The following is a 14,021-nucleotide window of genomic DNA, read 5'->3' as shown; positions in this document are numbered from 1 at the left end:
TCACCCTCAAAATTCGAGCCCTGCCTGATGGTCGGTGCGTGGAGCGGTGCCATCGGGCACGACACCGTTGCGACGCATCCAGTCCATCCAGTGAGTCAGCGTATCGGTATTAAATTTCTCACGCTTCTCGGGGTGCCAGTTGTCCAGAACCTCTCGGTGGACGGCAACCTCGTAGACCTCACCCCCGCTCGCGAGGAGATCATTCCATGCAGCGTAGAGCGTGGCGATAGCCTCCACGCCCTCGCGGCTAAATTCGCTCAATTCCGTCAGCAGGGAGAGGAACCGGTTAGCGCGATCGATGCCGAACCGGTCACGCAATTCAGCAGTGGGGATCTCAAAACCTGCCGGAAGATCATAAGAGGCTTTGCCCTCACTCTCCCGCACCGCGATTCCGTGTCGGTCGGCGGCACCGCGTTCCATACCCTGGACGACACCCAAGCAATAGGGTCCAGCCGCGTTGCGCTCGTAATGGCCCTGTAGTTCACGCATGCCTGCATATGCTTCGGCGAGGTAGCCGCCCTTCATCACGGCCATCCGCCCCATCTTGCCCAGCTGGGCGATCGCGACTGCGCCAACCGCAGCGCGATACTCGTCTAGTGATACCACGTTGTCCGCTGTGACCTCGCCGCGAACGTCGATCTTACCGGTGACGGCGGCGGAAATCAGGGCAGCGCGCCGTTCGCCCAAAAGTTCAGTCGCCTCGGTCATGCGCATTTCGAGCTCTTCGAGATCCGCCGTTACCGACGAGATGTGATCAAGTATTTCAGTGATCTCGTTTGCCGGAGGCTTTGGCAGGACGATGTTCTTGAACTCATCCCAATACAGACGAAGCCGAAAATCAGTGACACCGCGCGAATAGCGCTTCAGTTCCGTCACCGCCTGCGGTGTGCGCAGCACGAAATTCGCGTATTCCGCCCAGTTTGGAGCAGCCGGCCGGGCAACTACATAGGCGGGACTGACGGCCCCACGGACCCTCACCGAACCGAAGCCTCCCTGCCAGGCGCGCATCATGTTGTAGACCAGATCCCCAGGTTCCACGGCCTTGTATTTCGAGCGATCCTCGCTTCGCACTACCATGCGTGGGCGATCATCCTCTTCGATCTCATCGTCGGATACGCCGTCATGAATCGATACGCTGAGGACGGGGCGAGTGTCATCGGAGGCTTCGACAACCTCGGAGAAAATGTTGGCGACCCTGCTGATCTCCCAATGCGCCGGTATCTGGCCGAGCCATTCGATGCCACTGGCTTTCATGGGGGCGTCGGGGTCGAGACCCTTAGTGACGGCGTGGGAGATGGTCGCAGCGCGCTTTTCTGCGAGCAGCGTGATTAACCGCTCCTGCGCCGCCACCGCCGCATCGATCTTCGCCGTCTCGCGGTCCAGGAACGCGGTGATGGCGTGCTGCTCTGCTTGTGAAGGGACCGGGACCTTGATGGTCACGAGTTCGTCGGCGTTAATAGCCGGATAGCTAACCCCAACGGAACGGCTAATAACATCCTCGATGAAATGATCGCTGCGAACCGCATAGGCCAAATACCCGCAATCAACCTCGCTGGCCCGCAGTGCGCAAAACCCGGTCGAAGCGATGGTCAATTCTTCTGAAGCTGGCACCTTGGCTATCGCGCGCAAATAAGTTCGAACGGTCGAGACAATAACGTCACCAGGGGAAACGACCCGCCTGGCTCGGCTTGGTGCGTTCTCGAAATCGTAAATATCCAAAGCGCCAATACCGGTGACCGCATCGACATCGGCGATCTCGATGTATCGGAATTCAAGCGAAGGATCGGTCGTGTCCGGTAGTTTCTCGACGTTGTATGCCGCCACGGTCTTCAGTGGCTTGATATCCCACCCGGCCGGAACCTTACCCAACCATTCGAGCCCGCTATCCCTGTATTCTGGATAAGCAGGAAAGCTCACGACCCGTCACCTGCTACTTCCGAGATGACCTGCACGGCTTGCCATAGCGAACTGACCTGAAAGCGGATCAGGTCGGCGTCCTTAAAGCCGGGTTCTCGAAACAGGTTGTGGTTCGGCTTGCTGATATCGAAGGTGCAGTATTCGAAGAACTCGCTTTCGATTTCCGCTAACCGATGCCGCCGAACGCTGTCAGCACGCACCCAAATATTCGCGACGCGTTTGCGCTCAGGCTCGGTAGCAATTGGAGGTCCAGCCGCCGTCGAATAGAGGTTGCAATGGGCAGGATGACGATCGCCGCTTTGCCGGATGTCCGGATGCGCTTCGACTAACGCTGTCACCGCCGCGACGAATTCCTCACCCTTCACGCTGCCATCTCCCGCAGCATGGTTTGGATGTCGGCCGTCACGTCGGCAAGCTCTGCATCGATTTCGGACAACGGGCGCGGTGGTTCGAAGACGTAGAAATGCCGATTGAACGGGATTTCGTAGCCGACCTTGGTCTTGCTTTCGTCGATCCAGGCGTCGGCAACGTGAGGCAAAACCTCACGCTCGAAGTATTTGGCGATGTCATCTGCCAGCGGAACAATCTCGGTATCGCGCAGGGCCGTGTCGGGCTGCGGTTCGCCCTTGTTCTTGCCTCGCGTGACTAGAACGGGTTCACCGTACTCGTTCAGTAGCGGTCGCTCGACCGTAATCTGGTGATATCCGAAAGCCTCGTTCGGAAGCACGAGCGATACCGGCGCGCGCTTAGCCTTGCCGCCTTCGGGAGCCTCAGGCGGGGGCGCATCGGGGGCGATGATGCTGCGATCGACCTCCTTGCCGTCCACATTCAGCAGCGTGACCATGTCCATCGGTTCGCCATCGCCGAACAGCTTGACCAGCGTCTCACGATCCTGCTCGCCGATTTCACGCCGCTTCGATCCCAGCGACTTGCGCATCTTGCGGAAAAAAGCGCTTCCGTCGATCAGCTGCGTCTTGCCCTTGCGCGCCTTCGGCTTTCGGTTGGACACGATCCAGACATAGGTCGCGATGCCGGTGTTGAAGAACATGTCCGTCGGCAGGGCGACGATCGCCTCCACCAAATCATGCTCCAGCAAATAGCGGCGGATTTCGCTCTCCCCGCCACCGGCACCGCCGGTGAAAAGCGGCGAGCCGTTGAGCACGATACCAAAGCGGCAGCCGCCATCGGCTTCGGGCTGCATCTTGGACAGCATGTGCAGCAGAAACAGCAGCGATCCATCGGACACGCGCGGGGTGCCGGGACCGAAGCGGCCGGCATAGCCATGTTCCTTGTGCTCCTTCTCCACAACACGGCGGATACCCTTCCAGTCCACACCGAACGGCGGGTTGGCGAGCATGTAATCGAATGTCTTGCCCTCGTGCCCATCGTCCGACAGCGTATTGCCGTAAACGATGTTGTTCACGTCCTGCCCCTTGATGAGCATGTCCGCCTTGCAGATGGCGTAGGACTCTGCGTTCAGTTCCTGTCCGCTCATCACCAGCTGAACGCCGTAATTTCCATCGCGCAGGAATTCATCGGCGACGGACAGCATTCCGCCCGTGCCAACGGTCGGATCGTATATGCGACGGATCAGGCCTTCCTTCCCGCCAAGGACAGCGTCGTCCTCGATGAACACGAGCTCCACCATCAGGCGGATGACATCGCGCGGGGTGAAATGCTCACCCGCAGTCTCATTCGAATCCTCGGCGAATTTGCGGATCAGTTCCTCGAAGGCATCGCCCATCTGGGCGGACGTCAGATTGTCCGGGTGCAGATCGACGCGAGGATCGAGAAACCGTTCAAGCACCTGGAAGATCAGGTCCTTCTCTTCCAACTTATCAAGCTGAGCGTGGAATTCGAACTTCTCGAAAATGTCGCGCACTTCAGGGCTGAATGCATCGATGTAGCTGTGCAGGTTGCTGGCGATATTGGAGGGGTCGCCAAGGATGCCCTGAAGGTCCAGCTTGGAAGAGTTGTAAAAGCCGAACCCTGACGCCCGGCGCATAAATGCGTCGGGATCCATGTCCTTGCCTTCCCACTTCGCTTTCTCGGCCAGCACGGCCTCACGTGTGTCCGCCAGCACTAGGTCGAGGCGGCGAAGAACGGTAAACGGAAGAATGACCTTGCCGAAGTCGGCGCGCTTGTATGCGCCGCGCAGTAGGTCGGCGATCGACCAGATAAAGGACGACAAAGACTGCTGGTTCATGAATTCCCTCGTTTGCCGATGGGCTAACAGGGGGATCGCGATTTCGCCAGCGTGAAGGCGCCTACGCCAGGAAACGATTAGCTGCGTTACGGCCAGGGGCAGAACCGACCCGCGAGCGCTTGCTGAGGTGGAGCAGGTTTACCCTATCAGGCTTCGGAATGTGGGCAGTCACGTTTGGCACCTCCCGCACAAGCACCGTCAGCCTCTCCGCCAACTCCTTCTCTTCGCCGAGAGCCAACGCCCGCCGATTGTAATTCCTACCGCCTGTAGTCCTTGCACTATGGCCCACGTGCCGCGCCAGCAGCGCTTCGCTGACACCTTCCCCTGCCATGGCGCTGTAGTGGAAGGTTCGCTGCGAGTGGAAATCGGCGTGCTTGCCAGCAGATGTCATGGGTAGCGGCACCACCGCGTGAGCTGCGTCGATCATGTAGCGCCAAGCCGTGCCATAGAATTTCGGCCCGCCGGGCTTTTTCCAGCGGACATAATCTCCACTCTCGTCGATCTCGCCGTAGAGTTCGGGAAAGAGCATGTCCCAGCCTTCCTTCGCGATGGCTGAGACGTAAGCGGCAAAACCGAGCCGCAGCAGTTGAGGATGGATCGGGAGGGCACGGCGGCGTGAAGCCCGCTTTATGCCAGCCGGAGTTTCTCCATCCTTGCTCTTCGTCATGTTCGCTTGAACCAAGATGTAAGGGGTTTCTGCTTCGATCTCGATGTCGATCAGTTCGAGACCGCAGGCCTCTTCGCGAGACATCCCGGCATACGTCCCCAACAGCGGGACCCAGTATGCACCGTCCTGATAGATGGTCGGACTTTGCGACGGCTTCACTCTGGCACCGGATCCTCCGCCCCCCTGCCACAGCGGAAGGCCATAGAGCGCGACAAGGTTTGCCTCGGTCAGAGGAAGACGAGGCGGATCATTGTCATCCTGGACGATCCGCTTGCGCGCCTCTTCGAACACCATGACTTGACCGTAGCCCTGTCTGGGCAGCCAATGGGTCTTTTTCAGGATCGCTGCAGCAGCTTCCAACTTCGACAGATGGCTGTTGATTGTTCTGTCAGACCGTCGATCGGCAGCCTTCGGTTTCGGGAATTCCGCTGGGTCAAACGGAACCGCCATCGCACCGGACTTGTTCAGCCGTCCCCAGTTGAACCCCTTCGGGATACGCGCCATCCGCCTGACATACTCATCGATGTCGGCCGGCTCGTAGTCGGACATCATCTTGTCACCCGTCAGCCAGGCGAACGCCTCCAGCATATGCCGGGTCTTGTTGTTGTCGGGCTGCCAGCCGTTATCCTCGAACATCTTGTCGAGCAGTTCCGCGATCTGCTCGCTGAAACGCACCTCGGTCGTCCGGGCAAAGAATAGATTACCCTCCTCCTCGGGAGGCACCGCCCTTACTGGTTTAGGGTCTGGGCGAGGTGCTTGGTCTTTTGCTGATGGCACAAAGCCCTTCCAGTCGTCGCCGAGAAGACCACTGCCTCCAAGGCGCCCGATGTCATATCCGGAATTGACCGCCATCGCAGTCCGCTCATGGGCTTCGGCAAATCCGCGCAAAATATGGGATCGTGCTTCGGTAATGACCCCCTCAGTAAGCGGCGCGCCAATTTGGGCCGCCGCTTCCTTTGCGCTCGTTCGGTTGACGCTCATCGGTGTCACGAGCCAGCGAAGGGTGTTTTTCAGCAGGGATACTTCATCGTCCGACCAATTTTCGTCGATCTCAGCCTCGAAAACGCCCGCCGATATCGCATCGGAATCGTGAGGGACGCGGGCCACGATGCGATAGGCGGCCGCCATGATTTTATGATGCTCGGGATGTGGCATCGTCGTGCCCATCGGCGCGGTAAGATGGGCGGTAGCGCGCGCCAATTCATCTGCTAGCCCTTTTCGGAACAGGGCGTCCTGCTCGTCCAAGGTGAGCGTGCCGCGCTCAATTTGTCTTTCCAACCACATCGTCAATTCGTCCCACTTGACGGCCAGCTGTCGGCTGAGGCGCTTCGCCTCGGCCGGATCGGCTGTGCCCAGAGCCATGGTTATAGGACGTTTTCCAGGCAAGTGACTCGTTCGCCTGCGGAAATGATAGCGCGCGCCTTTGCGGAGGAGATAGCTTTGCTGACGCATGGCTCAGCGTTTCCGTTCGCCGAACGCGTACAGATGACTGCGACGGGAACGCCCGCCCAAGTGAGAAGTCGTGTGAGAAGCTCTGGGCGAAGGATTCCGCAAAACCGCCTCCGAATGGCGGTTTTCTGCGGCTAGCTCAGGAAAGTGGAGCGGGTAGCGGGAATCGAACCCGCATAACTAGCTTGGAAGGCTAGGGCTTTACCACTAAGCTATACCCGCTTGGTGGCGGCGCTTTTGCCAGCCGCGGGGCGGTTCGTCAATTGGGCGCGAACCGGCTTGTTTCCATCCACTGCGCAAATTCCGTCCGCTCTGCCTCGGTCATATGCAGGCCCAGTTTGGAGCGGCGCCAGAGGATGTCTTCGGCGGTGCGGGCAAACTCCTCCTGCACCAGATAGCGCGCCTCCCGCTCGGTAAGTCCTGCGCCGAAGCTGCGTCCCATATCGTCTTCGCCATAAGCGCCCTCCATCAGACGCTCGGTGCGCGTTCCATAAGCGCGTGCGTAACGCGCGGCCGTGACATCGCCCAGCCACGGCCAGTGACGCGCATAACGCTCGGCCAGTCGGGCAAAGCCGTCCACCGGAAAATCACCGCCGGGAAGCGTGGCATCATGCGTCCATCGTTGCGCATGGTTGCCCAGAAGCGGGCTAAGCTGCTCCAGCGCGTCTTCGGCGAGGACGCGATAGGTGGTCAGCTTGCCGCCCAGCACGGACAGCATCGGCGCGCCGCCTTCCGCCTGCAGCCGCAGCACATAATCGCGCGTCACGTCCGAGGCATCGGCCTCATGATCATCCACCAACGGGCGCACGCCGCTATAGGTCCAGACCACATCCTCGCGAACCAGATCGCGTTCGAAATATTCGTTCACGGCATTGAGGAGATAGACGATTTCCTCCTCGCTCGCTTCCGGCGCGACAGACGGATCGTCATGCGGCCGGTCTGTGGTGCCGATCAGCGTGAAATCATGCTCATAAGGAATGGCAAAGATGACGCGCCCATCGCCGTTCTGGAAAATATAGGCCTGATCGCCCTCATAAGCGCGGCGCACGACGATATGGCTACCCTTGACGAGGCGCAGGTCATGCCCGGCCTCCGGGCGCGAAAGCCCTGCCACCGCGTCCGCCCAGGGACCGGCGGCGTTGACGAGAGCGCGCGCTTCGAAACACTCCTCCCCCGCAGTGATCATCCAGCGATCATTGCGGCGCTCCAGCCCGGTGCAGGCGGTTCGGGTGCGAACCTGCGCGCCGCGCTCACGCGCATCCAGCGCGTTCAGCGTGACCAGCCTGGCGTCCTCTACCCAGCAATCCGAATAGCTGAAACCACGCGTCAGCCGCTTCTCCAGGGGCGCGCCCATGGGAGATGTCGTCAGATCATGCCGCTCAGTTCCCGGCAGAAGCTCCCGCCCGCCCAGATGATCATAGAGGAACAGCCCGGCACGCAGCATCCAGGCGGGGCGCATCCCCTCATCCACCGGCAGCACGAAGCGCAGCGGCCAGATGATGTGGGGCGCTGCAGCCAGTAGCACCTCGCGCTCCTTCAGCGCCTTGCGCACCAGGCGAAATTCATATTGCTCCAGATAGCGCAGACCGCCGTGGATCAGCTTGGTCGCGGCAGAGCTGGTATGGCTGGCGAGATCATCCTTCTCCAGCAGCAGCACGGATAGTCCCCGCCCCGCCGCATCGCGGGCAATCCCGCAACCATTCACACCGCCGCCAATGATCGCAATATCGAACATTGAATCCCCCTATCATGGCACGCTTTCCTTTGCAGCCGCTCGTGATACGGTGAACCAATAAACGCATGGCAGGCGGGCTAGGGGCAAGGCGATGGCCGAACATATTCTGGTGATCGACGAGGGGACAACCTCGACACGGGCGATGCTTTTCACGCGGTCCGGTGAGTGCCGCGACATCGCGCAGATGGAGATCACCCAGCACTTCCCGGCGCCCGGCCATGTCGAGCAGGATGCTGGTGAAATCTGGGACAAGACGCTCGCCTGCTGCCGCACGGTGATCGAACGTGCGGGCGGTGCACGGCGCATACGCGCGATCGGTATTACCAACCAGCGCGAAACCGTGGTCGCATGGAACCGCAATACCGGTGAACCACTGGGGCGCGCTATCGTGTGGCAGGACCGGCGGACCGCAGATCAATGCGCGCAGCTTCGCGAAAGGGGTTTGGAAGCGCTGGTTCAGGAGCGTACCGGCCTGCTGCTCGATCCCTATTTTTCCGCCACCAAGATGCGCTGGTTGCTGGAGAATGAATCTTCGGTCGCAGAGGCGGGCGACGATCTGTGCTTCGGGACGATCGAGTCCTGGATCGCGTTCAAGCTGACTGGCGGCCTGCATATATCGGACGCCTCGAACGCCAGCCGTACTTCACTGATGGCGCTGGGGGGCGACGACTGGGACGCGGAAATGCTGGAGCTTTTCGGCGTACCCAGAGCATCCCTGCCTGCCATCGTCGATAGCCATGGCTGTTATGCGAGCACCGATCCCAAGATTCTTGGTGCGCCTATTCCGATCTGCGGCATGGCTGGCGATCAGCAGGCGGCGAGCATTGGGCAGGCACGACTTGCACCGGGGGATACCAAGGCCACTTTCGGGACAGGGGCGTTCATCCTTACCCACAGCGGAAGCGAGCCCGTGCGCTCTGCCAACCGCCTACTCTCGACCGTCCTTTTCCAGCAGGACGGGGAGCGCGAATACGCGCTGGAAGGATCGATCTTCGTGGCCGGCAGCCTCATCAAATGGCTACGCGACGGCCTTGGAATATTGCGTAGTGCGGCGGAAACGGCGCAGCTCGCAGCCTCCGTACCCGACAATGGCGGCGTCATGATGGTGCCCGCCTTGTCAGGATTGGGAGCACCACATTGGCGTCCCGATGTGCGCGGGATGCTGGACGGGCTCGATTTTTCGACCGGCGCCGCGCATCTTGCGCGCGCGGCTCTCGAGGCCATTGCGCACCAAGCGAGCGACTTGCAGGCCGCCTTCGCCGCAGACGGCGTCGCGTGGAACGGCCTGTCGATCGATGGCGGCATGGCCGCTAACGACTGGATGGCGCAGGACCTTGCCGACATATTGGATCTACCGGTCGAGCGACCGAATTTTATCGAAACGACGGCGCTAGGCGCGGCGATGCTGGCAGCGTGCGGCGCAGAAATGTGTGATCATATCAGCGAGGCAGCTGATGAAATGCGCGGTCAACTTACGGTTTTCGAGCCGCGCATGACCGCCAGCACGCGTGAGCGGCGTCTGAACCAATGGCACGATACGTTGGCCAAAGCGCTCGGATAGACGAGAAAACTGTCCAGCCCGGGCGCGCATCATCGGACATGAAAAAGGGGGCTCGGCGGCCCCCTTCTTTTTTAGGTTTCTCGAAGCGGTCGAAGCCGCATGAAATCAATGCTTCTGGTCGATCCAGATGTTGCGATAGGCCATGTATCCTAGTGCCGTCGCGAAGATCAGGAACAGGATCACTGCCCAGCCGGTTTGCTTGCGCGCAGGAAGCTTGGGCTCCGCCGTCCAGATCAGGAATGCGCTGACGTCCTTCGACATCTGTTCCACGGTCGACGCGGTACCATCGTCGTAGGTTACCTGTCCGTCGCTGGTCAGCGGCGGTGGCATGGCAATGTTCAGGTTTGCAAACCAAGGGTTGTAATGCAGCCCGGTGGTCGGGCGGTTCACTTCCGGCAGATCGGCCGGCACCGGACGATAGCCGCGCAGGAGCGAATCCACATATTCGGCCCCGCCCTCACGTGCCTTGGTGATAAGCGAGAGATCCGGCGGAACGGCATTGTTGTTGGCGGCTCGCGCAGCGACGTCGTTCGGATAAGGCGCCGGGAAATGGTCGATCGGCAGCGGCGGACGCGTGGCAGCCTCACCGGTGTCGGGATTGATCGACGGCGTCTCGATGGGCCATTCGGCGGCGATCGTCTTCACCTGATCCTCGGAATAGCCGAGATCGGTCAGGCTGCGGAAGGTCACCTGGTTGAGGCTATGGCAGGCGGCGCAAACTTCGCGGAAGACCTTGAGGCCACGCTGCAACTGCGCCTTGTCGAACGTGCCGAAAGGTCCTTCGCTCGGATAGGAAATGTCCAGCGGTTCGCGGTGGAACTCATGGACCACGTCTTCCTTGGGCGGCTCCGTGATGAAGCTGTATAGCCCCGCGCCGAACGACCAGACCAGCATGGCGACAAAAAAGGCGCCGATAAGATTGAGAAGGAGTTTCATCGGAAGTCTTCTATCCTCTTATTCGGCCGGCTGCGGCTGGGTGTCGCTGCCCATGCCCGGAAGCGCTTCGCGCTCGCCCTTGATGTTGTGCTTCTGCAGCACCGCTTCGGTGATCGACCCCGGCAGCGGCAGCGGCTTCTCGAAGTGAGAGATCAGCGGCAGCACGAGCAGGAAGTGCGCGAAATAATAAGCGGCGGCGAGCTGGCTCAGCATCACCCACGGCTCTTCCGCCGGCATCTGACCGCAGAAGCCGAGCACCAGCACGTCCAGCACCAGAACCCAAAAAGCAATCTTGAACTTCGGACGATAATTGCCCGAACGCACGGGGCTGTTGTCGAGCCAGGGCAGGAAGAACAGGATCAGGATCGAGGCGAACATCGCGATGACGCCCAGCAGCTTGGCTTCGACGATCGTAAACAGGCCGAAGAAGCTGAGGTCCACGGTGAAGGCGCGCAGGATCGCGTAGAACGGCCAGAAATACCATTCCGGGACGATGTGCGCCGGCGTGGAGAGCGGGTTCGCCATGATATAGTTGTCAGGATGTCCCAGCGCATTGGGCAGGAAGAACACCATGATCGAGAACAGGATCAGGAACACGCCCAGCCCGAAACCATCTTTTGCCGTGTAGTAGGGATGGAACGGTACGGTATCCTGAGGGCCCTTCACGCTGACGCCGGTCGGGTTGTTCGAGCCGGGAATGTGCAGCGCCCAGATGTGCAGGATGATGGTGCCTGCAATCACGAACGGCAGCAGATAGTGCAGCGAGAAGAAGCGGTTCAGCGCGGCCTGGTCCGGCACGAAGCCGCCCAGCAGCCACTGGCGGATTGGCTCACCGACCACGGGAATGGCCGAGAAGAAACCGGTGATCACCTGCGCGCCCCAGAAGCTCATCTGGCCCCAGGGGAGAACATAACCCATGAAGGCGGTGGCCATCATGAGCAGGAAGATCACGAGGCCGAGCAACCAGATCATCTCGCGCGGGGCCTTGTAGCTTCCGTAGAAGAGGCCGCGGAAGATGTGGATATAGACCACGATGAAGAAGAAGCTTGCGCCGTTGGCATGCGCATAGCGCATCAGCCAGCCCGAGTTCACGTCGCGCATGATCGCCTCGACGCTGTTGAACGCCGTGTCGATATTGGCGGTATAGTGCATCGCCAGAATGACGCCGGTAAGGATCTGGATCATCAGTGCGACGCCCGCGAGGACGCCGAAGTTCCAGAAATAGTTCAGGTTGCGCGGCACGGGATAGCCTGCGCCGACCGCGTTGTAGACCAGACGCGGCAGCGGCAGACGCTCATCGATCCAGCGCATGGCCGGATTTTTCGGCTCGTAATGAGTGGCCCAGGGAAAGCTCATAGGTCGGTCCTCAGCCTATCTGAACGACGGTGTCGGAAGTGAAGGTGTACGGCGGGACTTCGAGGTTCCGCGGTGCCGGCCCTTGCCGGATGCGCGCAGCCGTATCGTATGCCGAACCGTGGCACGGGCAGAAATAGCCGCCGAACGGACCTTTGTTCTCGCCCTCGCCCGCGCCGAGCGGAATGCAGCCCAGATGGGTGCAGACGGCCAGCGTGATCAGCCAGTTCTCATGGCCTTCCTCGGTACGCTCGGCCAACGTCTGCGGGTCGCGCAGCGAATCCACCGGCACTTCATTGGCTTCGCGAATTTCCTGCGGCGTCAGATTGCGCACGAAGATCGGCTGCTTGCGCCAGGTGCTCTTGATTGCCTGCCCAGGCTCGATCGCGCTGATGTCGATCTCGGTCGAGGACAGAGCGAGCACGTCCGCGCTCGGGTTCATCTGGTTGACCAGCGGAATCACCGCGATGGTCGCGCCGACGCCGGCAACGCCGACCGCGGCGATATTGATGAACTCACGCCGCCGCAGCCCCTCGCCGCTTTCCTTCAGGAATGGATCAGCCTCTTTGACCGTAACCATGTAAATTCCTTGCAGTTGCCCTGCGCCATATCTGACCTGCCTAGGAGACCTGGGCCGGGGAGACACGGGCTTCCTGGGGGCCGAGGCGGATCGGTTCGTCGATCCAGCGCTTCGATTCAGCGGGCCTGATAGCTGCCGAGCCAGCGCCTGCCAACCGCTTTTTGAGACCGCTTCGATGCCGTAACAAACCGCAATATCTGCCGTTTCGCGGCAGTAAGGCCTGATGATCGGGACTACACCTCTGCCGCTTGTGGCATTAAGGACACGCCCCATGCGCATCGCACTTTATCAGCCGGACATTGCCGGTAATGTCGGCACGATCCTGCGACTGGCCGCCTGTTTTGGCGTGCCGTGCGACGTGATCGAGCCATGTGGTTTCCCTTTTTCTGACCGTGCGCTGCGCCGGGCAGGCATGGACTATGCAGCCGCTGCGGACTGGACGCGCCATGCCGACTGGTCAGCCTATCACACCCGCCAGTTGGGCAGCAGGCTGGTACTGCTCAGCAGCAAGGCAAACGCCTCGCTCTACGATTTTCCGTTCGAGCCCGATGACCGGCTGATTCTGGGCTCGGAAAGCGCGGGCGTGCCGGACGATGTACGCGATGCCTGCACCGCCGCCGTGCGCATCCCGATGGAAGCGGGCTTTCGTTCGCTCAACGTCGCCGTCGCCGCTGGCATCGCGCTCGGCGAGGCGCTACGCCGGACGGGCCGATTTGAAAGAGGAGCCCCATGACCGACCTGACACCCGACACCACCGGCCTGGAACTCGATGCGCAGCAGACCGAGGCCCGCAGCTGGTTCGAGGATCTTCGCAGCCGGATCTGCGCCGAGTTCGAGGCGATCGAGCGCGAAGCGGGCTCCAATGCGAGCTTCGATTATCTCGCCTGGAACCGGGAAGATGAAGGCGGCGCGCCTGGCGGCGGCGGCGTGCGCGGCGTGATGAAGGGCAAGGTTTTCGAAAAGGTGGGCGTCAATGTTTCCACCGTCGGCGGCAGCTTCAATCCGGAATTCGCAAAATCGATCAACGGCGCGGATAAAGACCCCAGTTTTCTTGCCACCGGGATCAGTCTGGTCGCGCACATGGCCAACCCGCATGTGCCCGCGGTGCACATGAACACACGCTTCCTCACCACCACCAAGCGCTGGTTCGGCGGCGGCGCCGATCTCAATCCGCCGATCCCCTATCAGGAAGATACCGACAGCTTTCATGCCCGCCTGCGCGCGGCCTGCAGCCCTTACGGCCCGGATGTTTACGAACGCTATGCCAAATGGGCGGACGACTATTTCTACATCCCCCATCGCGGCGTGCATCGCGGCGTGGGCGGCATCTTCTACGATCATCTGGAATGCGACAGCGACGCGCAGTTTGAGCGCAACTTCCATTTCACCCGCGATGTGGGCGAGGCCTTTCTGGATGCCTACCCTGCGATCGTGCGGCGGCGGATGAACGCGGACTTCACCGAGACCGATACCGCCACGCAGCTCGCCTGGCGCGGGCGCTACGCCGAATTCAACTTGATCTACGATCGCGGTACGTTGTTCGGCCTAAAGACCGGCGGCAATATCGATGCCATTTTGATGAGCCTGCCGCCGCTTGCCCGCTGGGACTGAGCGGCG

General features: G+C 60.9%; 11 protein-coding genes and 1 tRNA gene. 3 read left to right on the top strand and 9 right to left on the bottom strand.

The features are described 5' to 3' along the window. Window positions 1-6 precede the first annotated feature (6 nt). The 6 genes from I6A82_RS05035 to glpD form a co-directional block, all read right to left on the bottom strand. Window positions 7-1,917: a restriction endonuclease subunit S gene (locus I6A82_RS05035; RefSeq protein ID WP_198094004.1), complete on the bottom strand. Its 1,911-nt coding sequence runs from the start codon at window positions 1,915-1,917 to the stop codon at window positions 7-9. Further along, complete coding sequence (locus I6A82_RS05030; protein ID WP_198094003.1) at window positions 1,914-2,282, bottom strand: hypothetical protein; 369 nt, start codon at window positions 2,280-2,282, stop codon at window positions 1,914-1,916. The genes I6A82_RS05035 and I6A82_RS05030 overlap by 4 nt, the downstream gene beginning before the upstream one ends. Continuing rightward, a complete protein-coding gene (locus I6A82_RS05025; protein WP_198094002.1) occupies window positions 2,279-4,123 on the bottom strand; it encodes a type I restriction-modification system subunit M in 1,845 nt (614 codons plus the stop codon). The genes I6A82_RS05030 and I6A82_RS05025 overlap by 4 nt, the downstream gene beginning before the upstream one ends. Before the next feature lie 61 nt (window positions 4,124-4,184). Beyond that, a complete protein-coding gene (locus tag I6A82_RS05020) occupies window positions 4,185-6,242 on the bottom strand; it encodes a DUF6538 domain-containing protein (protein WP_198094001.1) in 2,058 nt (685 codons plus the stop codon). Between the two features lie 145 nt (window positions 6,243-6,387). Beyond that, window positions 6,388-6,461 (bottom strand) — tRNA-Gly (locus tag I6A82_RS05015). A gap of 37 nt (window positions 6,462-6,498) precedes the next feature. After that, complete coding sequence (gene glpD, locus I6A82_RS05010) at window positions 6,499-7,974, bottom strand: glycerol-3-phosphate dehydrogenase (protein ID WP_198094000.1); 1,476 nt, start codon at window positions 7,972-7,974, stop codon at window positions 6,499-6,501. Between the two features lie 91 nt (window positions 7,975-8,065). Between glpD and I6A82_RS05005 the strand changes: the two genes are divergently transcribed. Continuing rightward, window positions 8,066-9,535 carry an FGGY family carbohydrate kinase gene (locus I6A82_RS05005; protein ID WP_198093999.1) on the top strand — a complete coding sequence of 490 codons (1,470 nt, stop codon included), beginning with the start codon at window positions 8,066-8,068 and terminating at the stop codon, window positions 9,533-9,535. A gap of 105 nt (window positions 9,536-9,640) precedes the next feature. Here I6A82_RS05005 and I6A82_RS05000 read toward each other — a convergent pair whose 3' ends face one another. From I6A82_RS05000 to petA, 3 genes are read right to left on the bottom strand one after another with little or no spacing between them, the layout of a single operon-like run. After that, window positions 9,641-10,471, bottom strand: coding sequence for a cytochrome c1 (locus tag I6A82_RS05000; RefSeq protein ID WP_198093998.1), 831 nt, complete (start codon window positions 10,469-10,471; stop codon window positions 9,641-9,643). Between the two features lie 18 nt (window positions 10,472-10,489). After that, entirely contained in the window at window positions 10,490-11,827 is a 1,338-nt protein-coding gene (locus I6A82_RS04995) for a cytochrome b (protein WP_198093997.1), read from the bottom strand. Window positions 11,828-11,837: 10 nt separating this feature from the next. After that, window positions 11,838-12,404 carry a ubiquinol-cytochrome c reductase iron-sulfur subunit gene (gene petA, locus I6A82_RS04990; protein ID WP_187335320.1) on the bottom strand — a complete coding sequence of 189 codons (567 nt, stop codon included), beginning with the start codon at window positions 12,402-12,404 and terminating at the stop codon, window positions 11,838-11,840. A 271-nt stretch (window positions 12,405-12,675) separates the two neighbouring features. Between petA and I6A82_RS04985 the strand changes: the two genes are divergently transcribed. Further along, window positions 12,676-13,137 (top strand): tRNA (cytidine(34)-2'-O)-methyltransferase, encoded by a 462-nt coding sequence (locus tag I6A82_RS04985; protein ID WP_198093996.1) that lies wholly within the window; start codon window positions 12,676-12,678, stop codon window positions 13,135-13,137. Continuing rightward, a complete protein-coding gene (gene hemF / locus I6A82_RS04980; protein WP_198093995.1) occupies window positions 13,134-14,015 on the top strand; it encodes an oxygen-dependent coproporphyrinogen oxidase in 882 nt (293 codons plus the stop codon). The genes I6A82_RS04985 and hemF overlap by 4 nt, the downstream gene beginning before the upstream one ends. Window positions 14,016-14,021 lie beyond the last annotated feature (6 nt).

The sequence above is a fragment of the Novosphingopyxis sp. YJ-S2-01 genome (assembly GCF_016093175.1).
In the GTDB taxonomy this organism is placed as follows: Bacteria; Pseudomonadota; Alphaproteobacteria; order Sphingomonadales; family Sphingomonadaceae; genus Novosphingopyxis; species Novosphingopyxis iocasae.
Note: the sequence above shows the minus strand (reverse complement) of the source record. Positions and strands in the feature narration are given on the sequence as shown.